Source organism: Kribbella caucasensis (genome assembly GCF_004361855.1).
Lineage (GTDB): Bacteria > Actinomycetota > Actinomycetes > Propionibacteriales > Kribbellaceae > Kribbella > Kribbella caucasensis.
In genome coordinates, this window is the sequence record NZ_SNWQ01000003.1 from 95027 (window position 1) to 120586 (window position 25560).

21 protein-coding genes and 1 pseudogene are annotated in these 25560 nt (G+C 68.8%); 17 read left to right on the forward strand and 5 right to left on the reverse strand.

Going from position 1 to position 25560, the window contains the following annotated elements:
• Positions 1-99 precede the first annotated feature (99 nt).
• The 4 genes from mtrB (at position 100) to hpf (ending at position 5077) form a co-directional block, all read left to right on the forward strand.
• Positions 100-1722: an MtrAB system histidine kinase MtrB gene (mtrB, locus tag EV643_RS07830; protein WP_255512951.1), complete on the forward strand. Its 1623-nt coding sequence runs from the start codon at positions 100-102 to the stop codon at positions 1720-1722.
• The gene (locus EV643_RS07835) at positions 1719-3479 is read left to right on the forward strand and encodes an LpqB family beta-propeller domain-containing protein (RefSeq protein WP_133799322.1); all 1761 of its coding nucleotides are present in this window, start codon (positions 1719-1721) and stop codon (positions 3477-3479) included. The genes mtrB and EV643_RS07835 overlap by 4 nt, the downstream gene beginning before the upstream one ends.
• A 64-nt stretch (positions 3480-3543) precedes the next feature.
• The gene (locus tag EV643_RS07840; RefSeq protein WP_133799323.1) at positions 3544-4233 is read left to right on the forward strand and encodes a ComF family protein; all 690 of its coding nucleotides are present in this window, start codon (positions 3544-3546) and stop codon (positions 4231-4233) included.
• Between the two features lie 217 nt (positions 4234-4450).
• Positions 4451-5077 carry a ribosome hibernation-promoting factor, HPF/YfiA family gene (gene hpf / locus EV643_RS07845; RefSeq protein ID WP_133799324.1) on the forward strand — a complete coding sequence of 209 codons (627 nt, stop codon included), beginning with the start codon at positions 4451-4453 and terminating at the stop codon, positions 5075-5077.
• 78 nt (positions 5078-5155) lie between these two features.
• Here the strand turns inward: hpf and EV643_RS07850 are convergent.
• Positions 5156-5746 (reverse strand): annotated as a pseudogene (locus EV643_RS07850) (S1 family peptidase); the annotation flags it as partial.
• Between the two features lie 250 nt (positions 5747-5996).
• Here EV643_RS07850 and EV643_RS07855 point away from each other — a divergent pair.
• The 9 genes from EV643_RS07855 to EV643_RS07895 all read left to right on the forward strand — a co-directional run bounded on the left by EV643_RS07855 (position 5997) and on the right by EV643_RS07895 (position 18599).
• Complete coding sequence (locus EV643_RS07855; protein ID WP_133799325.1) at positions 5997-7211, forward strand: winged helix-turn-helix domain-containing protein; 1215 nt, start codon at positions 5997-5999, stop codon at positions 7209-7211.
• A gap of 254 nt (positions 7212-7465) precedes the next feature.
• Positions 7466-10354 (forward strand): preprotein translocase subunit SecA, encoded by a 2889-nt coding sequence (secA, locus tag EV643_RS07860; protein WP_133799326.1) that lies wholly within the window; start codon positions 7466-7468, stop codon positions 10352-10354.
• Between the two features lie 12 nt (positions 10355-10366).
• The gene (locus tag EV643_RS07865; protein WP_133799327.1) at positions 10367-11320 is read left to right on the forward strand and encodes an NAD(P)H-dependent flavin oxidoreductase; all 954 of its coding nucleotides are present in this window, start codon (positions 10367-10369) and stop codon (positions 11318-11320) included.
• Positions 11321-11568: 248 nt separating this feature from the next.
• Positions 11569-12597: a LacI family DNA-binding transcriptional regulator gene (locus EV643_RS07870; protein ID WP_133799328.1), complete on the forward strand. Its 1029-nt coding sequence runs from the start codon at positions 11569-11571 to the stop codon at positions 12595-12597.
• Positions 12594-13886, forward strand: coding sequence for an extracellular solute-binding protein (locus tag EV643_RS07875; protein ID WP_133799329.1), 1293 nt, complete (start codon positions 12594-12596; stop codon positions 13884-13886). Before EV643_RS07870 ends, EV643_RS07875 begins: the two co-directional genes overlap by 4 nt.
• An 11-nt stretch (positions 13887-13897) precedes the next feature.
• Positions 13898-14776, forward strand: a complete 879-nt coding sequence (locus EV643_RS07880) for a carbohydrate ABC transporter permease (RefSeq protein WP_133799330.1) — start codon at positions 13898-13900, stop codon at positions 14774-14776.
• Complete coding sequence (locus EV643_RS07885; RefSeq protein WP_133799331.1) at positions 14776-15600, forward strand: carbohydrate ABC transporter permease; 825 nt, start codon at positions 14776-14778, stop codon at positions 15598-15600. Before EV643_RS07880 ends, EV643_RS07885 begins: the two co-directional genes overlap by 1 nt.
• A 36-nt stretch (positions 15601-15636) precedes the next feature.
• Complete coding sequence (locus tag EV643_RS07890) at positions 15637-16692, forward strand: glycoside hydrolase family 130 protein (RefSeq protein WP_238165432.1); 1056 nt, start codon at positions 15637-15639, stop codon at positions 16690-16692.
• Entirely contained in the window at positions 16689-18599 is a 1911-nt protein-coding gene (locus tag EV643_RS07895) for a hypothetical protein (protein ID WP_238165433.1), read from the forward strand. The genes EV643_RS07890 and EV643_RS07895 overlap by 4 nt, the downstream gene beginning before the upstream one ends.
• Positions 18600-18601: 2 nt before the next feature.
• Here EV643_RS07895 and EV643_RS07900 read toward each other — a convergent pair whose 3' ends face one another.
• From EV643_RS07900 to EV643_RS07910, 3 genes are all read right to left on the reverse strand, one after another.
• Positions 18602-19291: a helix-turn-helix transcriptional regulator gene (locus EV643_RS07900; protein ID WP_238165434.1), complete on the reverse strand. Its 690-nt coding sequence runs from the start codon at positions 19289-19291 to the stop codon at positions 18602-18604.
• Positions 19292-19795: 504 nt separating this feature from the next.
• On the reverse strand, positions 19796-20689 hold the full coding sequence (locus tag EV643_RS07905; protein WP_133799332.1) for an Rv3235 family protein: 894 nt from the start codon (positions 20687-20689) through the stop codon (positions 19796-19798).
• 1 nt (position 20690) lies between these two features.
• On the reverse strand, positions 20691-21569 hold the full coding sequence (locus EV643_RS07910) for a LysM peptidoglycan-binding domain-containing protein (RefSeq protein WP_133799333.1): 879 nt from the start codon (positions 21567-21569) through the stop codon (positions 20691-20693).
• A 177-nt stretch (positions 21570-21746) separates the two neighbouring features.
• On the opposite strand from EV643_RS07910, the gene EV643_RS07915 reads away from it, so the two are divergent.
• Positions 21747-22301 carry a hypothetical protein gene (locus EV643_RS07915; RefSeq protein ID WP_133799334.1) on the forward strand — a complete coding sequence of 185 codons (555 nt, stop codon included), beginning with the start codon at positions 21747-21749 and terminating at the stop codon, positions 22299-22301.
• A 44-nt stretch (positions 22302-22345) separates the two neighbouring features.
• On the opposite strand, the gene EV643_RS07920 is transcribed toward EV643_RS07915, so the two are convergent.
• Positions 22346-22594, reverse strand: coding sequence for a helix-turn-helix domain-containing protein (locus tag EV643_RS07920; RefSeq protein ID WP_133799335.1), 249 nt, complete (start codon positions 22592-22594; stop codon positions 22346-22348).
• Between the two features lie 165 nt (positions 22595-22759).
• On the opposite strand from EV643_RS07920, the gene EV643_RS07925 reads away from it, so the two are divergent.
• The 3 genes from EV643_RS07925 to EV643_RS07935 all read left to right on the forward strand — a co-directional run bounded on the left by EV643_RS07925 (position 22760) and on the right by EV643_RS07935 (position 25559).
• Positions 22760-23425: an SAF domain-containing protein gene (locus tag EV643_RS07925; protein ID WP_238165435.1), complete on the forward strand. Its 666-nt coding sequence runs from the start codon at positions 22760-22762 to the stop codon at positions 23423-23425.
• On the forward strand, positions 23425-24693 hold the full coding sequence (locus EV643_RS07930; protein WP_133799337.1) for a CpaE/TadZ family protein: 1269 nt from the start codon (positions 23425-23427) through the stop codon (positions 24691-24693). Before EV643_RS07925 ends, EV643_RS07930 begins: the two co-directional genes overlap by 1 nt.
• A gap of 77 nt (positions 24694-24770) precedes the next feature.
• Positions 24771-25559 (forward strand): DUF4097 family beta strand repeat-containing protein, encoded by a 789-nt coding sequence (locus EV643_RS07935; RefSeq protein ID WP_133799338.1) that lies wholly within the window; start codon positions 24771-24773, stop codon positions 25557-25559.
• Position 25560: the final 1 nt, after the last annotated feature.

Here is a 25560-nt window from a genome sequence, read left to right on the forward strand (position 1 = left end):
GGGCGCGACGAGGCGTCGCCGGCGGATCCTCCGGACACCGAGCCGGAACCCCGCGGAACCGAGATCGAGCTCACTGCCGCCGGGGCGGACTGGCACGCCCTGCCGCAGGCGTTTTGGCGGACCCACCCGCGGCACTGGCCGGACAGCTGGCGCCGCTCGATCCAGGCCCGGATCGTCACCGGCACCCTGCTGATGTCGACCGTCGTGCTGATCCTGGTCGGCTGGGTGATGATGAGCCAGGTCACCGACGGCGTGCTGGAGTCCCGCCGGACCAGCGCTCAGGCCGAGGCGGCCGCCCAGCTCACCGCGCTGTCCAACTCGATCAACGCGGCCGACCCGGCCAGCATCAACCAGAACCTCTCCCAGGTGATCCAGGGCACCAACCGGGCCGGCCTGTACGACGTGGTGCTGATCCCGACCGATACGTCCGGGACCACCTCGATCCTGAAGACCGGGCTGGTCGAGAGCGACTCGATCCCGCACGACCTGCAGTCCTCGGTGTCGAGCGACGAGAGCAAGCTCTACGACACGTACACCCAGATCCGGTACGACGACCAGCCCAGCCAGCCCGGGCTCGTGCTCGGCTCGCAGATCCGGGTGAACTCCACCGGTGAGCGGTTCGAGGTCTACTTCCTGTTCCCGCTGACCGCGCAGCAGGAGACCCTCGACGTGGTCCAGCGCGCCCTGCTCACCGCGGGTCTGTTGCTCGTCCTCCTGCTCGGCGCGGTGGCCTGGCTGGTCACCCGGCAGGTGGTCACCCCGGTCCGGATGGCCCGGCGGATCGCCGAGCGGCTGGCGGCCGGCAAGCTCGAGGAACGGATGCAGGTCCGCGGTACCGACGACCTGGCCCGGCTGGCGGTCTCGTTCAACAAGATGGCCAGCAACCTGCAGCAGCAGATCCGCAGGCTGGAAGAGCTGTCCCGGTTGCAGCGCCGGTTCGTCTCGGACGTCTCGCACGAGCTGCGCACCCCGCTCACCACGGTCCGGATGGCGGCCGACCTGCTGCACGAGTCCAGGGACCAGTTCGACCCGATCAGCCGCCGCTCGGTCGAGCTCCTGCAGAACGAGCTGAACAGGTTCGAGGAACTGCTCGCCGACCTGCTGGAGATCAGCCGGTTCGACGCCGGTGCGGCCGCGCTCGACCTGGAGGATGTCGACCTGCGCGACATCGTCGCCCGGGTGCTGGAGAACCACGAGACCCTGCTGGAGCGGAAGGGCTGTGCCGTCCAGCTGGACATGCCGCGCCCGTGCCGTGCTCAGGTGGACTCGCGCCGGATCGAACGGATCCTGCGCAACCTGATCGGCAACGCGATCGAGCACAGCGAGGGTCTGCCGATCCGGATCAGCACGGCCACGGACGACGACGCCGCCGCGGTGGCGGTCCGCGACCACGGGGTCGGGTTCCGGGCCGAGGAGGCCGAGATGGTGTTCAGCCGGTTCTGGCGGGCCGACCCGGCGCGAGCCCGGACGACAGGCGGGACCGGGCTCGGACTGTCCATCGCGCTGGAGGACGCCCGGTTGCACGGCGGCCGGCTGGACGCGTGGGGGTCGCCCGGCGACGGCGCGTACTTCCGCCTCACGCTGCCCCGGCGGCCGGACGTCAACCTGTCCGGATCGCCGTTGCCCGCGCGGCCGACGGATGCGACCCGGGTCGTGCCGGACCTGTCCCTGGTCGACGTCGGCGCGCCGTACCAGAAGCTGACGGGTGGTGGCGAGCAATGAGATCCAGGCTGCTTGCGGCGGCGCTTGCCTCCGCACTGCTGGTGACCGGGTGCGGGACGGTGCCGACCAAGGGGCCGATCCGGAGCGGTAGTCAGGACGGGCCAGCGCCGCTGGCTGGCGGGATCGGTGTGGAGGCCCAGCCGCCGAGGCAGAACGCCGCGCCGCTGACGATCGTGAACGGGTTCCTGGAGGCGATGTCGGACAAGCGTGGCCTCGACAAAGCCCGCCAGTACATGACGCCCCCGGCCGCCGCGAGCTGGAAGCCGGAGCAGCGGACCTATGTCTACGACCAGAGCTCGACCAAGGCGGTGTCGATTCGCAGCCAGAACAGCATCGCGCTGCGGGCTCCCTTGATCGGCAGCATCGACGGGCGCGGTTCCTGGACGCCCGCGCCGCGCGGAGCGCTTGCCAGCTTCGACTTCGTACTCGCCAAGGTCGACGGTCAGTACCGGGTCGCCAGCGTGCCGCCCGGGGTGTTCCTGGGCAGCAACCTGCTGGACGCGCGGCTCCGGCCGAGCCCGCTGTACTTCGCCAACCGGGAGCGCGACATGCTCGTCCCGGACACCATCTACCTACCGAACAACCTCCCGCCCGGCCAGGCCGCGACGCAGCTGGTGCAGGAACTGCTGAAGGGCCCGACGGACCGGCTCGGCAACGGCGTCGTCACGGCCGCACCGCCTGGCACCCAGGTGAACGTGTCGGTCCCGGTCGACTACGGCGTCGCCACGGTCGCGCTGAGCGACACGGCGAACGGCCTGAGCACCGCCGACCGGCAGTTGCTCGCCGCGCAGATCGCGTGGACCTTGCGGCCGATCAGCTCCCGGGTCCGGATCACCGTCGGCGGTGCGCAACTGCTGCCGGACCTGGAGGAGGTCCTCACCTTCAGCGACTTCAGCCAGTACGACCCGTCCGTCCCGATCGGCCAGATGAAGGACCTGTACGGCGTTCGCAATCACAAGCTGGTGCGGATCAACCAGGACGGCTCCAACACGATCGACGCCACCCCGCTCGACGGCAGCCAGCTCTACCAGTTCAAGGTGCAGTCGTTCGCGGTTGACCTGCGCGGTGAGTTCGGCGCGGTCGTCACCGAGGTGAACAGCAACCGCGTGATCGCGTACGGGCGGCTGGAGCCGGGGGACAAGGACGGGAAGCCCGAGTTCATCCCGACCGACGGCACGGTGCTCCGGCCGACCTTCGACAACGTCGGGAACCTGTGGATCGTGGACCGGGCCGGCGGTGATTCGCCGCGGCTTCGGATGCGGAACAAGGACGGCAAGGTGACCGAGATCCAGGCCGATTTCCAGGGTCAGCCGATCCAGCTGCGGATGGCCCCGGACGGGGTCCGCGCCCTGCTGGTGATCAGCCCGAAGACCGGCGGCGGCAACGTCGTCAAGACCGCCACCGTCGTCACTGACGACCAGAAGCTCGCGTTGAGCAACTTCCGCTCGCTCGAGCTGCCCCTGGTCGACATCACCGACGCTTCCTGGACCCAGTCCGGCATCCTGGTCGCCGGCAAGGCCCGCATCGGCGCTCCCCGGCAGCCCTGGCAGGTCAACGTCGACGGCTCCCAGCCCCGTCTGATCCAGGGCGCCTCCAACGACTTCCAGGCCACGTTCCTCGCTTCCAACACCAACATCGACACCCTCCCTGTCGTCGAGGACCCGGACGGCCGGCTGCACTGGCAGACCAAGGACCTGGGCTGGGCCACCCTCGACGACAACCCCGCAATCCCCATCTCGCCTGTCTACCCCGGCTGAGCTGTCCACAGGCTGCTTCGGAGGCGGTTGCGGCGGAGCGTGCGGATCGCTCAGGGTTGTGGAGATGTCGCTCCGGGACGCGTTCCTCGATCTCGTGCTGGGTGGGCGGTGTGCGGGATGTGAGCGGCCCGGGGTCTCAGTCTGCGCGGAGTGCTGGAGCGAGCTGACCGGCTCCGTGCCGTTTCAGGCCTGGCCCGAACCTCGACCCGAGTCGTTGCCCCAGCCGACCGCGAGTGCGCCGTACGACGGGGTCGTGCGGCGGGTGATCCTGGAACACAAGGAGCACGCGCGGTACGGGCTGGCCAAACCACTCGGCGTCGCACTGGCGAACGCGGTGAGTGCCGGGCTCGGGCCGAGTCGGGCGGCCTGGCTGTGTCCGGTCCCGTCGACGTGGGCGACTGTGCGGACGCGTGGGCATGACCCATTGCGGCGGCTGGTGATCGTTGCCGTTCGCCACCTCCGCGGCCAGGGGTACGACGTCCGGCTGGCCGACGCTCTGCGCGTAGTACGGAGGCCTGTTGATCAGGCCGGACTGTCCGCAACAGAGCGATCGGCGAACCTGGCCGGGGCGTTCGCGATTCGTTCGCGCTGGGCTGAAACGCTGACAGGTCAACCGGTCCTGCTGGTGGACGACGTGCTGACCACCGGATCCACGCTCGCGGAAGCCTGCCGGGCCTTGGAAACCACGGGAATCAAGGTGTCCGGTTGTGCCGTGATCGCAGCGACCGCTCGGCGCACGATACCCGGTTCATGAGAACTTCCCTACCGGTTTTCGCCGAAGCCGACTAGCGTTGGCCTATGACACCCGCTAGGGCCTGTCGGGCAGTGAAGTGGTGCAGGACCGGATCAGCCGGATTCCTGGCCACGGGGTCCGATCGGTTCGACAGCGGGTGTTCTCGTTTCGGGCGTCTGGACACGAGAACCGGGGGTCCGGAAACGTAAAAAGAAGTCGCCGATCGATGGAGGTTTCCGTGGACGTCGTTGTCAAGGGTCATCACTGCGAGGTCAGTGACCGCTTCCGGCAGTACGTCGAGGAAAAGCTCGCCAGGATCGAGAAGGTCGATCACCGGGTGCTGCGCTGCGAAGTGGAAGTCAGTCTGGAGAAGAACCCTCGACAGCACGATCGGGCGATGCGCGTCGAGCTCACCATGTACACCAAGGGTCCGGTGCTCCGGGCCGAGGCGTCCGGTGAGACGAAGCAGGCGGCGTTCGACGTCAGCCTGGACCGGCTGCGGGCCCAGGTCCGCAAGGCCGCCGACCGACGCCGGGTCCACCGTGGCGAGCACTCCCCGGAGGGTCTGCGCCACGTCAACGCGAAGCAAACGACCAACGGCAACGCACCCGCAACAGAGGAAAGCGCCGCCGAAGAAGAGGTGAGGACGCAGAAGTTCGGCTCCCTGACCGTGACCGGAGACGGTCCGCTGGTGATGCGCGAGAAGACTCACACGGCCAAGCCGATGACTCTCGACCAGGCGCTCTACGAGCTCGAACTGGTCGGACACGACTTCTACCTCTTCGTCGACGCCGACGAGAACCAGCCGAGTGTGGTCTACCGGCGCCGTGGCTACGACTACGGCGTCATCCGCTTGGCCGTCTGACCCGGGAGGAGCCCACATAAAGGGGCCCGGGCGCACTCACAGCCCGGGCCCCGCCCTCCTCTTCAACCGGTCAGCTGATCAACCGTCGATCTGGGCCTGCAGCGCCGCGGCGTAGGTCGCGACCTCGGCGTACACGCCTGGGTTGCCGGCGTCCGCGCAGCCGATTCCCCAGGAGACGACACCGAACAGGCGGCCGTTGAGGATCAGCGGACCGCCGGAGTCACCCTGGCAGGAGTCCTTGCCGCCGTCCTCGTAGCCGGCGCAGATCTCCCCGTCGGCGGTGTAGTCCTGGCTCGCGTACACGTCACCGCAGTACGCGTCGCCGAGCACCGGCACGGTCACCTTCTGGAAGGTGTTCGCCGGCCCGGTGCCCTCGGTCTCGCCCCAGCCGTACACGACCGGCTCGGCCCCGACCGCGTCGGCCGCCGTACTGGTCTCCAGTTCCAGCGTCGGTACGCCGGTGAACGGGGTGGCCAGGGTCATCACCGCGACATCATGTCCGGGCTGAGATCCGTACGCCGGGTCCGCCCAGATGTCGGAGATCGCCGACTCCTGGCCGGTCGAGGTGTCGCTCAGGACGTCGCGACCCTGGATCGCGGTGTAGGTGCTCGCCGCCTCCGTCGCGCAGTGGGCCGCGGTGACGATCTTGTCCGGCGCGACGAGCGTGGCGCCGCAGTACTCACCGGTCGGGTCCGGCGACCAGGCCGAGGGACGCCACCGTCAGCACACCGGCCGCCAAGGCGGCGCGGACCAGCTGGAATCTTCCTGTCATGCCTCACACTCCAGGTGGATAGGGGCCGCGCGGGCGTCGCGGCCTGTCGGCCAGGTTCCCTCGCCACGGTCCGTAGCGAAACTCTCACCTTTGGTCACTCCGGAGTTATGTCGGATTTTGTCGGTGGTGCCGGGCAGACTTCGTGACGTGACGACTACGCAGGTGCTCTCGCAGGCCCAGGCCCGCCGGATCGCGCTGGCCGCGCAGGGATTCGTGGACCCGCGGCCCAAGGGGGTGCCCGACCTGCGGGCGCTCAGCCGGGTGCTGGCGCGGATAGGGCTGATCCAGATCGACTCGGTGAACGTGCTCAGCCGGGCGCAGTACCTGCCGCTGTATTCACGGCTCGGGCCGTACCCGCGCGACCTGTTGGATCGCGCGGCCGGGAAGGCGCCGCGCCGCCTGGTGGAGTACTGGGCACATGAGGCCTCGCTGGTCCCGGTCGAGACGCATCCGCTGCTGCGCTGGCGGATGGCCCGGGCGACGACCGAGGCCTGGGGCGGTCCGCGGGCGATCGCGGTGCAGCGGCCGGACCTGGTGAAGCAGGTGCTCGCCGACGTCCGCGACCACGGTCCGCTGAGCGCCCGGCAGATCGACGACGACGTCGAGCGCGAGCGGGACAACTGGGGCTGGAACTGGTCCGATGTGAAGCGCGCGCTGGAGTTCCTGTTCTTCGCCGGCGAGATCACCGTGGCCCGGCGGAACGGTCAGTTCGAGCGCCTGTACGACATCCCGGAACGAGTGCTGCCCCGCGCGGTGCTGGAGACGCCGACGCCCACGCCGGCGGAGGCGCACCGCGGGTTGGTGGCGATCGCGGCCCGGGCGCACGGCGTCGCGACAGCCCAGTGCCTGAAGGACTACTTCCGTACTTCGCCCGATCCGACCGCGCAGGCGATCCGCGAGCTGGTCGAGGACGGCGAGCTCGTCCCGGTCCTGATCGACGGGTGGAAGCGTCCGGCGTACCTGCACAGAGACGCCCGGCTGCCGCGGCGGGTGAACACGCAGGCCCTGGTCAGCCCGTTCGACTCGCTGGTCTACGAGCGGACCCGGACCGAGGTGCTGTTCGACTTCAGGTATCGCATCGAGATCTACGTCCCGGCGGAGAAACGCGTCCACGGGTACTACGTCCTCCCGTTCCTGCTCGGCGATCGGCTGGTCGCCCGGGTGGATCTCAAGGCGGACCGGGTCGCGGGGGTGCTGCTGGTCCAATCCGCCCACGCGGAGCCAGGTGCGCCGGCCGAGACGCCCGAGGAGCTCGCCGCCGAACTCGTCCAGCTCGCCACCTGGCTAGGCCTCGACCAGGTCCGCATGGCCGGTCCCGGCGACCTCGCGCCTGCCTTGAGCGACGCCCTCCGCGGCTTCTGAGGATCACCCGGCGCCAGCGCGCCGTGGCGGTCGAGGCGGCCGCGGACCGGCGTACCGGAACTTTTCCTCCCGCCCGGTCGTGGGTCTGATGAGGGGCGGGGCGCGCACGGGAGGGTGGCTTGGATCACCGGGCCCCGTACCATGGGTGACGCCCGCCCGCGGGTTTGACCGTGCCATGCCCGGATCGGGCCGGCGGCGGCGCACCGGTACGACCCGCCTACCAGGCTTCAGCAGCAAGGAGAGAACTCCCCACCATGAAGGTGATCGACAAGGTCCTGCGGATCGGCGAGGGCAAGATCGTGCGCCGGCTCGAGGGCATCGCCAAGCTGGTCAACTCGATCGAGGACGACTTCGTCGGCATGTCCGACGAGGAGCTGCGCGGCCAGACGGCCGAGTTCAAGCAGCGGGTGGAGAACGGGGAGACCCTCGACGAACTGCTCCCCGAGGCGTTCGCGGTCGTCCGCGAGGCGGCCAAGCGGACCCTGCACCAGCGGCACTACGACGTCCAGATCATGGGTGGCGCCGCGCTGCACCTGGGCAACATCGCCGAGATGAAGACCGGTGAGGGCAAGACCCTGGTCGGCACCCTGCCGACGTACCTGAACGCGCTGTCCGGCAAGGGCGTGCACGTGGTCACGGTGAACGACTACCTGGCCCGGTTCCAGGCCGAGTGGATGGGCCGGGTGTACCACTTCCTCGGCCTCGACTACGGCGTGATCCTGCCGGAGATGTCCCCGGCCGAGCGCCGGATCGCCTACGCCAAGGACATCACCTACGGCACCAACAACGAGTTCGGCTTCGACTACCTGCGCGACAACATGGCCTCCAACATCGAGGACTGCGTGCAGCGCGAGTACAACTACGCGATCGTGGATGAGGTCGACTCGATCCTGATCGACGAGGCCCGGACGCCGCTGATCATCTCCGGCCCGGCCGAGGACTCGCAGCGCTGGTACGTCGAGATGGCCAGCATCGCCAACCAGCTGAAGCCGCGGCTCGCCGACGACAAGGTGCCGGAGGAGCAGCGCCCGGTCGCCGACTACGAGGTGGACGAGAAGAAGCGCACCGTCGCCATCCTCGAGCGCGGGATCGAGAAGGTCGAGGACCGGCTCGGCATCGACAACCTGTACGAGTCGGCCAACACCCCGCTGATCAGCTACCTGAACAACGCGCTGAAGGCCAAGGACCTGTTCAAGCGCGACAAGGACTACGTGGTCGTCGACAACGAGGTGCTGATCGTCGACGAGCACACCGGCCGCACCCTGCACGGCCGCCGCTACAACGAGGGTCTGCACCAGGCGATCGAGGCCAAGGAGAAGGTCGAGATCAAGGAGGAGTACCAGACCCTCGCGACCATCACCCTGCAGAACTACTTCCGTCTCTACAGCAAGCTGGCCGGCATGACCGGTACGGCGATGACCGAGGCGAACGAGTTCTCCAAGATCTACGGCCTCGGCGTGGTCCCGATCCCGACCAACAAGCCGATGGTGCGGGCGGACCAGCGCGACCTGATCTACCGGACCGAGGAAGCCAAATTCGACGCCGTCGTCGAGGACATCGTCAAGCGGCACGAGTCCGGCCAGCCGATCCTGGTCGGCACCACGTCGGTGGAGAAGTCCGAGCGGCTGTCCACCCAGTTGCGCAAGCGGAACGTCGCGCACGAGGTGCTGAACGCCAAGCAGCACGCCCGGGAGGCGGCGATCGTTGCCGAGGCAGGCCGCAAGGGCGCGGTCACGGTGGCCACCAACATGGCCGGCCGTGGTACCGACATCATCCTCGGCGGCAACCCCGAGTTCCTCGCCGACAAGGACCTGCGGGCCCGCGGGATCGATCCGGTGGACGCCCCGGAGGAGTACGAGGCGGAGTACCCGAAGGTGCTGGAGAAGTTCGAGCAGCAGGTGAAGGACGAGCAGGTGGAGGTCACCGAGGTGGGCGGCCTGTACGTCCTCGGCACCGAGCGGCACGAGTCCCGCCGGATCGACAACCAGCTGCGCGGTCGTTCCGGCCGGCAGGGCGACCCGGGCGAGTCGCGGTTCTACCTGTCGCTCGAGGACGACCTGATGCGGCTGTTCAAGCGCGAGATGGTCGACTGGGCGATGTCCCGCAACGAGGACGACACGGTGCCGCTGGAGAACAAGGTCGTCACCAAGGCGATCGCGTCGGCACAGTCCCAGGTCGAGGCGCAGAACTTCGAGACCCGGAAGAACATCCTCAAGTACGACGACGTGATGAACCGGCAGCGGCACGTCGTGTACGACGAGCGCCGCCGGGTGCTCGAGGGCGCGGACCTGCACGAGCAGGTGCAGGACATGCTCGACGAGACCATCACCGGTTACGTCCAGGGCGCGACCGCGGACGGGTTCGCCGAGGACTGGGAGCTGGACCCGCTGTTCACCGCGCTGAAGACGCTCTACCAGACCGAGCTGACCGAGGACGAGCTGATCGAGGAGGCCGGCGGCGACCGGTCCGGGCTGACCCAGGACTTCCTGATCGAGCGGATCGGCGAGGACGCCAAGCAGGCCTACGCCAAGCGCGAGGAACTGCTCGGCTCCGAGGCGATGCGTGAGCTGGAGCGCCGGGTGGTGCTGAGCGTGCTGGACCGCAAGTGGCGCGAGCACCTGTACGAGATGGACTACCTGCGCGAGGGCATCGGCCTGCGCGCGATGGCGCAGCGCGACCCGCTGGTCGAGTACCAGCGTGAGGGCTACGACATGTTCGCCGCGATGATGGAGTCGATCAAGGAGGAGTCGGTCGCCTTCATCTTCAACGTCGAGGTGGACGTCGAGGCGATGCAGGCGGAGCTGGCCGCGGCCGCCGAGGTGGTCGAGGAGGCCGAGGACATCCTCACGCCGGGTGCCCCGGTCGCGGAGTTCCCGGGCCGGCAGTCCGATGCCGAGCGGCCGCAGGACACGCCGCGGCTTCGGGCCAAGGGGCTGAGCACCGAGAGCCGGCCGCAGCGGCTGTCCTACTCGGCGCCGACGATCGACGGCGACGACGAGGTCGCGGTGCGGACCGAGGCGGGCGCCGACGCCGACGGGCTGGAGTACGCCGGTACACCGCGCAACGCGGCCTGCCCGTGTGGTTCCGGCAAGAAGTACAAGCGCTGCCACGGCGACCCGCAATCGGACGTCTACAAGCACTGAGCAGCCAACACCATGGGCACGTGGCTGACGGAGAAGTTCGGTCTGTCCGTGCCCGTGGTGGGTGCGCCGATGGCGAATGTCAGCGGCGGAAAGTTGACCGCCGCGATCTCGTCGGCCGGTGGGCTGGGGATTCTCGGTGCGGGCTCGGCGGTCTCGGCTGACTGGATCCGTACCGAGGGTGCCATCGCGGCGGCGAGCGGGAAGCCGTACGGGATCGGGCTGATGGCCTGGTCCGTCAGCGACCACCCCGACCACCTCGAAGCCGTCCTCGAGCTGAAGCCCGCTTTCGTCTCGCTCAGCTTCGGCAACTACGCCCCGTACGTCGAGCCGCTCCGGCAGGCCGGCATCGTAGTGGCGACCCAGGCCGGGACGGTCGCGGACGCGGTTGAGGCGATCGCCGCAGGCGTCGACCTGATCGTGGCTCGAGGCTCCGAGGCCGGTGGGCATGGTCGCAACGCCGTCGGCACTCTTCCGCTGCTCCAGGCGATCCTCGATCTCACCGACCTCCCGGTCCTGGCCGGTGGCGGTATCTCCGGCCCTCGGGGACTCGCCGCGGTCCTCGCAGCCGGAGCCGCCGGCGGCTGGATCGGCACCGCATTCCTCACCACCGCCGAAGCCCTGACCGCGGAACCCGTCCGCGAACGGCTCGCCGAGGCGACCGAGACCGACACCGTCTACGGCACGGTCTTCGATGCCGCGTCCCGGGCCGGCTGGCCGGACGAGTTCGGCGGCCGGGCCCTGCGCAACGACTTCTTCGACCGCTGGGAAGGCCGCGAGCAGACGCTCAAGTCGGACGACGACGGCCACGCGGAGTACGCCGCCGCCGTCCGCGCCGCCGACCCAGCCGCCTCGTCCCTCTATGCCGGCCAGGGCGTCGGGGTCCTCGCCGGCCGGCCAACCGCCGCCGAGGTCCTCGCCGATTTCGCCACCTACAAAGCGCTCCTGAAGGCGGCCGCTACGGCCTGAGCGGGCTCAGCAGGCCTTGCGGACGTAGCCGGGGTTCGCCTGGTTCGCGGTGAGCAGGTTCTTCGACCGGCCAGGGCCAGGGCGGCCGCGCCGATCAGTAGGCGAGGGGTCTGCTCCATCGGTCCCGGAATGCTAACCGCCGCGGCCGCTTGTTTGGCTGAGTTGGGTCTGAGCTCTTGACTGAGGCGCGTTTATACCGGTTTAGTGGCTGCCTAAACCGGTTTAAACCCTCGGCGTGAAGGATCTTGATGAGCAAAGCACGGCCGACGATCGCGGATGTGGCATCCCGGGCCGGGGTGTCCAAGGGCGCCGTCTCGTTCGCGCTGAACGGTCGGCCGGGCCTGGCCCAGGCGACCGTCGACCGGATCCTGGCCGCCGCCGATGAGCTCGGTTGGCGGCCGAGCAACCGCGCCCGCTCGCTGTCGGTCTCGAAAGCGTTCGCGCTCGGCCTCGTCATCACCCGGGACCCGGCCGTGCTGTCGTCGGACCCGTTCTTCCCGGCCTTCATCGCCGGGGTCGAGAGCGTGCTGGCACCGCGCGGCCAGGCCCTGGTCCTGCAGGTCGTCAGCGCGGGTGAGGACGAGGAGGCTGGCTACCGGCGGCTGGCCCAGGACGGTCGGGTCGACGGCGTCTTCCTGTCCGACCTCCGGCACGAGGATCCGCGGATCGACCTGCTCAGCGAGCTCGGTCTGCCCGCCGTCACGCTGAACCGGCCCGAGGGCACGTCACCGTTCCCCGCGGTCATACTCGACGACCGGCCGGGGACGCGGGCCGTTGTCGAGCACCTGCTCGAGCTCGGTCACCGCCGGATCGCGCATGTCGCCGGTCCGCCCGCCTTCGTCCACGCGACCGCGCGGTCCGAGGCGTTCGTCCAGACGCTGGCCGCGGCCGGACTGGAACCGGTCGCGATCGAGGTCAGCGACTTCACCGCGGCCGGTGGGATCGAGGCGACCAAGCGGTTGCTCGTGCTTCCGCAACGGCCGACCGCGATCGTCTATGCCAACGACCGGATGGCGATCGCCGGACTCGGTGCCGCCCAGCAGGCCGGGCTGACCGTGCCGGACGACCTGAGTGTGGCCGGCTTCGACGACAGCGAGCTGGCCGAGTTCGTCCACCCCGGCCTGACCACCGTGCGTGCCGATCCGTACCGCTTCGGCGAGGCGGCCGCGCACACGCTCAACCAGTTGATCGACGGATCCGGCGACGTCGCGGACGTGGAACTCCCGCCGGCCCAGCTCGTAGTACGGCGGTCCACCGCCCATTTGGAGGAGTCATGAAACGCACCTTGACAGCCACCCTTCTGCTGCTGTGTTTGGCCGGTACGACGGCCGCCTGCGGCGACAGCGGTGGCGGCGGTGATGCCGACGCGGCGGCCCAGGCCCGCGGCGAGATCACCGTCTGGTACTCAAACAACGCCGAGGAAGTGGCCTGGGGCAAGCAGATGGTTGCGGCCTGGAACGCCGAGCATCCGGACCAGAAGGTGACCGCGCAGGAGATCCCGACCGGGAAGAGTTCCGAAGAGGTGATCGGCGCGGCGATCGCGGCCGGGAACGCGCCCTGCCTGATCTTCAACACCTCGCCGGCCTCGGTCTCGCAGTTCCAGAAGCAGGGTGGCCTGGTGGCGCTCGACAGCTTCGCGGACGGCAAGTCCTACATCGAGGAGCGCAGCGGCAAGGTCGCCGAGCAGTACAAGTCGACCGACGGCAAGTACTACCAGCTGCCGTGGAAAGCCAACCCGGTAATGATCTTCTACAACAAGAAGGCGTTCGCCAAGGCCGGTCTCGATCCGGCGAAGCCGTCGCTGGCGACGTACGACGAGTTCCTCGCCACGGCACGGAAGGTGGTGTCCGGCGGCGGCGCGCAGTACGCGATCTACCCGGCGCCGAGCAACGAGTTCTACCAGTCCTGGTTCGACTTCTACCCGCTGTTCGCGGCCGAGAGTGGCGGCAAGCAGCTCGTTGCCGACGGCAAGGCTCAGTTCGCGTCGGAGGAGGGCAAGAAGGTCGCCGCGTTCTGGCGCACCCTGTACGCCGAGAAGCTGGCGTCGCAGGAGAAGTACAACGGCGACTCGTTCGTCGACGGGAAGGCGGCGATGGCGATCGTCGGGCCGTGGGCGATCGCGACGTACAAGGGCAAGGTGGACTGGGGTGTCGTCCCGGTGCCGACGTCGGCCGGGAAGGCGGCGGCCGAGACGTGGACGTTCAGCGACGCGAAGAACGTCGCGATGTACTCAGCGTGTAAGAACCGTGGGACCGCTTGGGACGTGCTGAAGTTCGCCACCAGCAAGGAGCAGGACGGCAAGTTCCTCGAGTCGACCGGTCAGATGCCGTTGCGGGACGGTGTGGCGACGGCGTACCCGGAGTACTTCGCGAAGAACGCCGACTACCAGGTGTTCGCGGACCAGGCGGCCCGGACGGTCGAGGTGCCGAACGTGCCGAACTCGATCACCATCTGGCAGACGTTCCGGGACGCGTGGTCCAAGTCGGTCATCTTCGGCCAGCAGGATCCGGGCGCGGCGCTGGACGGGGCCGCGCAGAAGGTCGATCAGCTCGCTGCCCAGTCGTGAGGTTGGACGGCATGAGGTCCTTGCTCGGCAAGCAGCCGGTGGGCACGGCGTTCGTCGTTCCGTACGTCGTGTTCCTGGCTGCCGTGTTCGCGTACCCGCTCGGGTTCGCGGTCTACATGTCCTTCCACGACTACTTCTTCGCGGCGCCGGGTGCGATCGTGGAGCGGCCGTTCGTCGGGTTCGACAAGTACGCCGCTGTGTTGTCGGACCCGGCGGTGCGCCGGTCGTTCGGGAACGTGGGGATCTTCCTGCTGATCAACGTGCCGCTGACGGTAGTGCTGTCGTTGCTACTGGCAACCGCATTGAACACGGCGATCCGGTGGCGGACGTTCTTCCGGGTCAGCTACTACGTGCCGTATGTGACGGCGAGCGTGGCCGTGGTCGGCGTCTGGTTGTTCCTGTTCAACTCCAACGGCCTGGTGAACTCGGTACTGGGTCCGTTGGCGCCGGATCCGTCCTGGTTGGTGAACTCGAAGCTGGCGATGCCGACCGTGGCGTTGTTCGTCACCTGGAAACAGCTCGGATTCTTCATCCTGCTGTACCTGGCCGCGCTGCAGAACGTGTCCAAGGATCTGTACGAGGCGGCGTCGATGGATGGCGCCAGCCGGGTGAAGTCGTTCTGGAACGTGACCGTGCCAGGGGTGCGGCCGGCAACGACATTGGTGGTGCTGTTGGCCACCGTGACCGGTGCGAACCTGTTCACCGAGCCGTATCTGCTGACCGGTGGCGGTGGGCCTGACGGGGCGTCCGCTTCGCCGGTGCTGATCATGTACCAACGCGGTATCGAGCAGGGCAATCCGGACGTGGGCTCGGCGATCGGCGTACTGCTGGTGGTCGCCGTACTGTTGCTCGCGCTGCTGCAGCGGCGGCTGCTGGAACGGGAGTCGTGATGTCCCGGGTCGTGCGGTTCGTGCTGCTGTTGCTGGGAGCGTTCGTCTTCCTGTTCCCCTTCTACTACATGCTGATCGGCTCGCTGCAGACCGAGCCGGACTCGTCGGTCACAGGCGCGTTTCCGTCGCCGGGGAACCTGACCGGTCACAACTACGTGGAGATCAACACGGCGATCAACCTCGGGCGATCGCTGCTGAACTCCGGGATCTTCACCGGCGGGGTGATCCTGTGTACCATGGTGTTCGGCGTGCTGGCCGGGTATGCGTTGGCGCGGTTGCAGTTCCGCGGGCGGGGTGCCGTGTTCAGCCTGATGCTGCTGGTGCAGGTGATCCCGTTTCAGTTGCTGACGATCCCGCTGTATGTGCTGATCGTGCGTGGGTACGGGCTGGCGGATTCGTATCCGGGGATGATCCTGCCGTTCGCGATCAACTCGACCGCGGTGTTCGTGTTCCGGCAGTACTTCCTGCAGCTGCCGCAGGAGTTGTTCGACGCGGCGCGGATCGACGGGGCCGGGGAGCTGAACACGTTGCTCCGGGTAGCGGTGCCGTTGGTGAAGCCCGCGCTGCTGACCGGGGTACTGCTGACCTTCATCGGTCCGTGGAACGAGTTCCTCTGGCCGTTCCTGATCACCAAGCAGCAGGACCTGCAGCCGTTGGCGGTGTCGCTGTCGAACTACCTGACGACGGTGTCCGCGCGGGCCGCGAACCCGTTCGGCGCAGTACTGGCGGGTGCGTGTGTGCTCGCCGCGCCTGCGGTGACCCTGTTCCTGATCTTCCAGCGCCGGTTCATCTCGTCCAGCCTCGAGTCCGGAGTCAAGGGCTAGCAAGTTTCATACGTTATGTAAGGAAGGTTGTTCTCGATGGTTCCCTACACCCTGACCCGTGTCGGCGTGCTGATGACGCCCGAGCCCGGTAACGAACAGGAGTCCGAAGGAGTGCTGAATCCGGCCACCGGTCACACACCGGACGGGACGCTGTACCTGCTGCCGCGGCTCGTTGCTACAGGCAACGTGTCGCGGGTTGGGTTGGCTCGGGTTCGGCTTGCCGATGGAGTGCCGGTCGGCGTTGATCGTGAGGGCGTTGTGCTTGCGCCCGACGAGGGTTGGGAGCGTGGTCTGAACAACGCCGGGGTCGAGGACCCGCGGGTCACCTGGGTGGCGGCGCTCGGCACCCACGTGATGACGTATGTCGCGTATGGGCCGTTGGGGCCGAAGCCGGCGCTCGCGGTGTCGGAGGATCTGCGGACCTGGCGGCGGCTGGGGCCTTTGCACTTCGAGTACCAGGCCGACCTGGACACGGATCTGAACCTGTTCCCGAACAAGGACACGGTGTTCTTCCCCGAGCCTGTGCCCGGTCCGGACGGCGAACCGTCGTACGCGATGCTGCACCGGCCGATGTGGGACCTGGGCTGGTTCCGCGAAGGTGAGGGCGTTCACCTGCCGGCCGGGATCACGGACGACCGGCCGGGGATCTGGGTGTCGTTCGTACCGGTCGCGGAGGTCGAACGCGATCTGCGGAACCTGGTGCACCTGCGGAACCACCGGCTGGTGGCGATGTCGGAGTACCCGTTCGAGGCGTTGAAGATCGGTGCGGGGCCGGCGCCGTTGCGGGTGCCGGAGGGGTGGTTGGTGATCCACCACGGGGTGACGGGCGAGCAGCCGCAGGGGTTCGACCCGACAACGCAGAAGGTCAGCTATGCGGCCGGGGCGTTGCTGCTCGATCCCCTGGACGTCACCAAGGTGATCGACCGGACCGCCGAGCCGATCCTGGTGCCGGAAACCGAGGAGGAGCGGATCGGGACGGTCGGCAACGTCGTCTTCCCGACCGCGATCGAACCGGTCAACGGCGTCCACTACGTCTTCTACGGCATGGCCGACGCCAGAATCGGCGTAGCCAGATTGGACCGATTGCCATGACTGTTTCTCGCCGCGCGGTACTCGGCGGCTCACTCGCAGCGTCCGGAGCGATAGCGCTCTCCACAACCGGTGCAGCCGCGCCCGCTCTCGCCGTCTCTGCTGGGAGGCTGGTGAACCTCGATCACCTCGACTTCCTGGGCGACGTGGTGACCCCACCCGCCACGCCCGGCCACACGACATACGGGACCGGTCCGATGCGCGTGCTGTGGACGTACGCCGATCGCCGGGCGGACGGGTCGTATGCACGGATCGGCGGCGGCACCTACGACCCGGTGACCAACACCTACGGACAAGGCGCGTTCAACGCCGACGACATCACCCGGGCCGCCGTGGTGTATCTGCGCCACTACCAGTCCTACCGAGACACGCACAGCCGCGATACGGCGTACGGGCTGCTCCGGGCCCTGACGTATCTGCAGACCGCAACCGGTCCGAACGCGGGCAATGTAGTCCTCTGGATGCAACCCGACGGCACCCTCAACCCCAGCGCCGAACCAGTCGAGCTCCCCGACCCGTCGGACTCCGGCCCGTCGTACTGGCTCGCCCGGACAGTGTGGGCGCTAGGGGAGGGGTACGCCGTCTTCCGGCGTACGGACCCGTCGTTCGCGGCTTTCCTGCGAGCCCGACTCGAACTGGCGCTCCGTGCTCTCGAACGGCAGGTCCTGAACCACTACGGCGAGTGGAACATTGTGGACGGCCGCCGGGTACCCGCCTGGCTCATCGTTGCCGGTGCGGACGCAACTTCCGAAGCAGTGCTGGGGTTGTCGGCCTACGTGCGTGCTGGTGGTTCGGCGGCGGCACGGCGGGCTCTCGCACGGTTCGCCGAGGCTGTTGCGGCAATGGGAGCAGGTGGTGTGCGGGAGTGGCCGTTCCGTGCCGTGCTGCCGTGGGGCGAGTCGATCACGCTCTGGCATGCGTGGGGTGCGCAGATGCCGTCCGCGCTTGCCGAGGCGTCCGCTGTCCTTGGCGACCGCTCACTACTCGGCCCTGCTCTTGGCGACACCGCCGGCTTCACTCCGCTGCTGCTGACCGCCGGTGGACCGGACAACGGTTGGCTCCCGGTACCCATCGACCGCACCCAGATCGCGTACGGCGTGGACGCCCGACTGCAAGGTCTACTCCGCGTCGCCGATGCGGCCGATCTCCCGGCGCTCCGACAGGTCGCCGCATTCGTCGCCGCCTGGTACTTCGGCGCGAACCGGGCCGGCGTGCCGATATACGACCCCACGACCGGCCGCACCTTCGACGGCATCTCCGGCGACGGCGTGGTCAACCGCAACTCCGGCGCCGAATCCACCATCCACGGCCTCCTCTCCATGCTCGCCCTGGACGACGCCCTGGTCCGGCAGGCCCGCGACCTCGGCGGCGCCACGATGAGCCGGGTCGGCCTCGAGGTGGTTGAAGCCGAGTCCGCCCAACTGGGCGGCGGTGCCACGATCGCAACCCCACCGTCGGCGTGGACCGGCGAATCCCAATGGAGCAACGGATCCTACGTCTCGCTCCCACAAGACGCCAGCGCTACTTGGTCGCTACCTGCCTCCTCCCAACCGCGCCTGGTACTACCTGTCGTCGACCTGGTTGCCGGTAGCAACGGCCGCAGTACCTGGACCTCCGGCGCACGTCGGCTGGGCTCCATCTCGCACGGCTCAATCGGCCCTCAGGGCGTCTCGGCAGCTCCTGGTGCGCTGCTGCCCATCACCCTCCCCGGCCTCCTACCTGCCGGCGCCCAGCAACTCGCCGCAACCGCATCCGGCGCGGACGTGCGAGTGGATGCGCTGCTGCTGATCCCCCTCATCAGCAGCCTCCGCCTAGGCGACACCACCCTGCTGGTCAACCTCGACTCCCACCCCCGCCACTCCCACGGAACCGTGATCCCACCCGGCGGCTTCACCGTCCTCCGCGACTGAGATCAGGCGAGCAGGATTCGGGGCGGTACGCCGGTGAGGGCTTTGATGTCTCGGGTGAAGTGGGCCTGGTCCGCGTACCCGGTGCGCGCGGCGACCTCGGCGAGCGGGAGACCCGCCCGGGCCCGGTCGAGTGCGAGGTTCATCCGGAGCACCCGATCGAGCATCTTCGGGCCGTATCCGAACGCGTCCAGGCATCGCCGATACAACTGCCGCTCACTCAACCCCACACTCCCCGCCAGCGCCGGTACGCCGATCCCACGCCGCACTCCGCGGACGACATGCCGAACCACGCCGTCGGGCGGCACGTCGTACAACGTCGCGACGGCTTCGTCCAACGCAAGGGCCGGATCGCCCGCCCTACTCACCCGATCGGCCAGCCGTCGAGCCTTCCCGGCCGACCACAGCTCCTGCAAATCCACCCGGCTGTCGACCAGTTCCTTCGCCGGAACACCGAGAAACCCCGGCGCGGTCCCCGGCGCAAACCGCACCGCGACGTACCGAGTGCCCGCCTCAGACGTCCCGTCATACGCCTTGGTATCCGGCCCGGCAACGATCAACTCACCTTCGACCCAGATCAGGTCCATACACCCGTCCGGCAAGATCCGCGCCGACTCCCCATCAGCCGTACGCGTCCACACGACGGCCCCAGGCACCCGTGCAACCCGCTCGCGATACGGCACACCACCACTCATACCCCCATCCTGCCCCTCACCATCGACAGTCTCCGCTGCCGTGGGTACCCAACCCCCTGATCTGGCCACCCCATGCGCCAACTCCCACCCCCGTAATCCAATAGACCCACTGGAGAGCGCCCGGGGGGCGGTCGCTCCTCAGCCCCCGAGTGGCCCCGGCCCACCCGCGCCGTGCACCCGCCTCGCACCCACCTGGACCACTCACCCCACCCGCGCCGCGGGTTCCCCGTGTCCTTGGCGGGACCTTGAACAACTTCGCGGGACTGTGAACTAGGTATGTCTTGTTCAAGCCCCCCGCTTCTTGACCGAGGTCCCCGCCTCCGCCGCCAATCCGCGCTCGGCGCCGGTGTGCGGGGCCGGGTCGATACCCGTGGACCCGCGCCCCGTTTGGCATGGGTTCACGGAGGAACGGGGGCGATCGGTGCCGCGTGCCGTCGTGTGGTGGGAGTGGGTGCGGGGTTTGGTGGGTGGGTGAGCGCGGAGGTGGTGGGTGGCGGTTAGGGGTTAGCCGAGTTCGAGGGCGGTGCAGATCCAGCGGCCTCGGTGGACTTCCAGGCGTAGGGCCATGGCACGTGAGCGGTTGCCGTATCGGACGTGTGCCGCGATCTCGGCGACTCGTTCAGCCGGCTGGGAGACGCGTACCGAGCGGATCGCGCTCCGCTCCTTCGCGCCCCGGTGTGTGGCGGTGGTCGTCAGTCCGAGGACTCGGACCCGGCGGTTCAGGTCCATGTAGACCACTGCGTCGGTCCACCGAACCAACTGGCTGAGCGGTCGATCCCCGGCCAGTACCTCCGCCACCGCCTGCGCCAACCGGCTACCCCAGGCCCGCGCATCCGGCAACCCCGCCGCACGACGGACCACACCCACACCTGATCGCCCGGACGATTCCGCCTCCGCACCGGTCGTCTGCAGGCCGGCGGTCTGCGCGGCGGGTTCGGCGGTGGCGGGGTTGGCGCTGGTGGGTTGGGGTGGCGGGTCTAGGAGGCGGACGGTTACCTCGATTGAGGTCACGTGGTCGGCGAGGCCGAGGGGTGGTGTGTCTGCCGGGGATGGTTCGGCTGGGGGTTGCGCGGGGTCGGTGGGGTCTTCGTGGACTTCCGGCAGTAGGCGCAGTGCGGGGCGCGTGGGTGGTTGTGATTCGTCCTGTTCCTCCGCTCCTTCGAGGGGTGGGGCCAGTTGGTTGCTGAGGGCAAGGGTGCCCTGGGTCAGGGTGGTTCGGGGGAGCTGATGCTTCGCCTGTTCCAGGAACGACTGGCTGATCGGGGTGCGGTGGGAGGTGGGTTCGGGCGGTTGTTGGGGAGACGCGTCCGTGGGCGCGAGGGACAGGTCGGGATGAGGGGCGTGCTCGGGGGCCCGGTCCGGGGTGTTGACAGCGGCCTGGTTCGGGTGGTTGGGCATGTCACTTCTCCTGGTGGGTCGGCGGCACGGGGTGGACGGCGGGCGCCGGGGTACGGAGCACCTGGCCGGGGCGGATCAGGTTGGGGTCTGGGCCGATGAGGGTGCGGTTGGCCGCGTACCAGTCGGGCCAGCGGGTGGCGATCTGGGTGTCGGTTGCGTTCGGGCCGAGTTCGGTGGCGGCTATGGACCAGAGCGATTCGCCGGGGCCGACTACCCGCGTGGTGGGTCGGATCGCCTGGCCGCTTCGGAGGTCCGTGTACCGCGTTGGCGCGCCGATGGTCGGGCGGTCTGGCACACCGACGCGACCCGGCGGACGCTCGTCCTCGTTGGTGCCTCGCTCACTGAGCCGAGTCGGGCGGGGTGGGGTTGGTACGGCGACCCGGGTGGTGCCGGCGGTCGGCGTACGGGGTGGGGTCTCGGTGAGGCGGAGGGTGGAGGCCCGCTCGGGGGATCGCCAGTCGGCGGGGGAATCGGGGTGCGGGGTGCCGAGGGAGACGGTTGAGGCGGGTTCGGTGGTTGGCCAGGGGTGGTGGGGGGCTTCGGGGGTTGCGTGGGCTACGCCGATGGTGAGGGGGGCGACGGCGGCTACGCCCAGGGCTGAGCGCAGGAGGGTGCGGGAGGTCTGGGAGGTGATACGGGTGGTGACGGCTGCGGCTGCGCGGCCGAGGGCGCCAGGGAGTTGCTCGAGGGCGGTGGCGAGGACGGCCAGGACCAGCCAGGTGTAGGCGACCCAGGCGACGGCGCCGACTGTGAGCGACGCCATCGAGGTGAGGTCGTGGGTCGACGCGGCCGCGATCGAGCCGGCGGTCACCCAGCGGAGTCCGAGGCCCAGCGCGACGAGTGCGCAGAGGGCCAGGAGTGCTTTCAGTGCCCGGATCATCGCGATCACCTGGTTTCGACTCTGATCTATGAGTTTGCTTTAGTTTGCGTTGGCTTGATTAATATAGACCTGCTTGGACTGAGGTTGGCAAGTCGAAATTGTCAGCGAGTCGCTACGGAGGGTTGAAGATGACCACGGGGAGTACAGGTGGACGGGACGCGGAGTATGTTCGCGGGCATGCGTCTGGAAGCTCTGTTCGAGGACCTGGAGTCGCAGTTCGCGGCGCTGCGGGACGGCGATCTGTACGGCGAGGTCGCGGAGCGGATCCGTGCCGAGGTCGGGAAGTTGACGCTGCTCGACCGGTTGCGCGGGGCGGTCGGGACGGTGATCCGGGTCGAGCTGACGCACGTCGAACCGGTCCAGGGCGAACTCACCCGGGTCGGCAAAGACTGCCTGCTACTGGAGGCCGAGCGGTTCGAGGAGTGGTTGATCCCGGCGGCTGCGGTGACCGCGGTGCATGGGCTCGGGCCGTGGGCCGAACCGGCCGAGGGGGCGGTCGCCGCCAAGCTCGGTCTCGCGCATCTGCTCCGGGGGATCGCTCGGGATCGCTCGCCGGTGACGCTGTTCTGCGCCGGTCCTGGTGGTCATCCGGTCACCGGGACCATCGATCGGGTGGGGGCCGACTTCATCGAGGTCGCCGAGCACGCGCTCGACGCGCCGCGCCGGCGGAGCGAGGTCCACAACGTCCGGCTGGTCCCCACCCAGGCTCTGTCTGCCCTCCGCCGCCGCTGACCCCGTACTGCGAACGCAGGCCGCGCGCCCGCCGACGAGGGGGCCTAGTGCTGGGCGTCTTCGGTCTGGTCGGCTTCCTCGCCGAAGGGGTGGGTGTCGATGAACTGCCGCGTCTCGGTGTAGAGCCGCTCGATGTATTTCTCCAGCTCCGTCGCCTCGACCCGCCACTGACCGCGACCGCCGATCTTGACCGCGGGGATGTCGCCGCGGCGGACGAGTGCGTAGACCTGGTTCGCGGAGATGTTCAGCACCTCGGCGACGTCCGAGAGCTGGAGGAAGCGCGGTGCCGGCATACCTTCTGACGCCTTTCATTCGTCCTGCGGGGTTGCTTCAGTTTGCCACGGTTGGCGTCCGGACGATTGAGTTTGTCCCCAAAGCGCGGGCCTGTGGACAACCGGCCCGCCGCGACCGCCCGAGCTGACACAATCGGAGCGCGATCAGTTCGTCACAGGGAGACAATGCACGTGGTGGAGAGTCCAGTCCGAAGCGGGTTCGCGGCGCCCTCGACGCCGACCAGGCGCAACAGCCGTGCGCGCTGGAAGGACGGGCGGCTGCTGCTCGGCGTGCTGCTGGTCGCGATCACCGCGCTGGCCGGCGCCAAGCTGCTCTCCTCCGCCGACGACACCACCGCGATCTGGGCCGCCGACCGCGACCTCCCGGCCGGCACGAAGCTGATCGCCGACGACCTGACCACCGTCCGGGTCCGCTTCACCAGCAGCGACGAGGCGAACCAGTACGTCGCCGCTGACGCGGACCTCAACGGCCTGGTGATGGTCCGGGCGGTCAAAGCCGGCGAGTTCGTCCCGCGCCAGGCGGCCGTGCCCCAGGCGGACAACGACCGCACCGAGCTCCCGCTGTCGATCGCGACCGGCCGCCTCCCCGCGGACACGGCGGCCGGTGATCAGGTCGACGTCTGGGTGATCCCCAAGACACCCGAGCAGCCGGCGAAGAAGTTGTGGGACACGGTCCGCGTAGTACAGGTCGACACGGTCAAAGGTGTGGCCGGTGGATCGGCGCGTCGGCAGGTGCTGATCGGCCTCGATCCCGCCGATCTGCCCCAGCTCCCGGCCGCGCTGGCCTCGATGAGCACGGGTGAGCCGGTGCTCGTCCGGCGGGGCCGCTGATGGCAGTACCAGTCCTGCTCGCGGTGACCGGCGCGCCGTGGGAGGCAGATGTCGTACGCCGCGCCGAGCGGGCGCCCGGGATCCGGATCGTCCGCAGATGCGTGGACATCGCCGACGTGATGGCCGCTTCGGCGACCGGTCAGGCGCGGGCGGTCCTGCTCGCCGAAGACCTGCCCAGACTCACCGCCGACGCCGTCGCGGCCCTGCACGCGCGAAGGATCGTCGTGCTCGCTCTCGTCGACCCGTCCGACAATGGTGAGCCCAGCGGTGGCGAGGATCGCCTGAGCCGGATGGGGATCGAGCGGATCCTCCCGGCCGACGTGAGCGGTGAGGATCTCGGCCGCGCGATCACCGACGCGGTGGATTCCGGCCCACCGGCCACGATCTCGCACTTCGCCGGCGGATTCGTGCCGCAACCCAGCGGATCCACGGCGCCACCGATCCGCCATTACGACCCATCAGGTGCCGGCCGAATCGTCGCGGTCTGGGGTCCCACGGGCGCACCGGGCCGCAGTACGGTCGCAGTAGGCCTGGCCAGCGAGCTCGCCGCGCGCGGCGTCTCCACGTTGCTTGCCGACGCAGACGTGTACGGCGGGTCGGTGGCTCAACTGCTCGGCATCCTCGACGAGACCTCGGGGCTGGCCGCGGCGGCGCGATCGGCGGGCGGTGGTTCGCTCGACGTGGAAGTGCTCGCCCGGCAGGCCCGGCAAGTCGTCCCGCACCTCCTCGTCCTCACCGGACTCAGCCGCGCGGATCGATGGACCGAGCTCCGCCCAACCGCGGTCGAGTCGGTCTGGGCCACGGCCAGGCTGCTCGCTCCGCTCACGGTCGTCGACGTCAGCTTCTGCATCGAGAGCGACGAGGAGATCTCCTTCGACACCCTCGCCCCGCGACGCAACGGCGCCACCCTGGCCACGCTTGAAGAGGCCGACGAGGTGCTCGTGGTCGGGACGGCCGACCCGGTCGGCCTCACCCGCCTGATCCGGGCGCTGCACGAGCTCCGCGCGATGGTCCCCTCGGCAACCACCCGCGTTGTCGTCAACCGAGTCCGCTCAGGGGCGCTCGGAAGTTCACCGGCCGATGCCGTGACCGAGGCACTGAGCCGGTACGCCGGGGTCGCGGACGCGGTGCTGCTCCCGTTCGACCAGGCGGCCTGTGATGCCGTGTTGACGCACGGCCGGAGTCTCACCGAGGTGGCCCGGTCGAGCAAGCTCCGGAAGGCGATGCAGCAGCTCGCGGCCGGGGTAATCAGGGATCTCCTCAGTTGATCTCCAGGGGAATACCCCACCGACAGCCACCCGGGGATGTGCCAGGGTTGACCCAACGTCACCCGTAGGAGCGCATCATGTCCGAGGTCCAGCGTCGGCCGGCCAGTTCGATCAGCCCCGAGCGGCGGTACGGCATCGCCATCTCAGTCGCGCTGATCCTGGGCGGCGGGTACTGGGCTCTGACCAGCCTGACCGAGGAGGCCAAGGCAACGCAGGGGACGTACCCGGTCCAGGGCACCAGCTTCACCATCGAATCCAGCTCGGCCGACCTCGAGGTGCGCTCGGGGGACGTCCGGGAGGTCACCGTCGATCGCAAGTTCGAGCGCAACGTGTTCGGCTCCGATCCGAAGGAGACGTACCAGGACGGCAGGCTGCAGGTCCAGGACACCAGCTGTGGGTTCCTGTCGTTCGGTTGTGACACCAGCTACGTGGTCACCGTGCCCAGGAATGTCAAGGTGACCGTCGAGAGCACCAGCGGCGACCTCAAGGCGTCGGACCTGCCGGCCGGCGCGAGCCTGAAGACCACCTCCGGGAACATCGACGCGTCGAACGTCGGCGGCCAGCTGTCCCTCGACTCGACCTCGGGTGATGTCGAAGCACGCGACCTGACCGCGTCGGAGGTGAGCGCGAACGCCACCTCGGGCGGGATCGAGCTGACCTTCCAGGATGCGCCCACCACCGTGTCCGCGGAGGCGAGCTCGGGTGACGTCACCGTGCTGCTGCCGGGCGGCACCCAGGCCTACAAGGTCGACGCCGACACCTCCTCGGGCGACGAGTCAATCAACGTCAAGATGGACCCGGCCGCTACCAATACGATCAAGGCCAACACCTCGTCGGGTGACGTCACCATCGAATACAGCAGCTGAA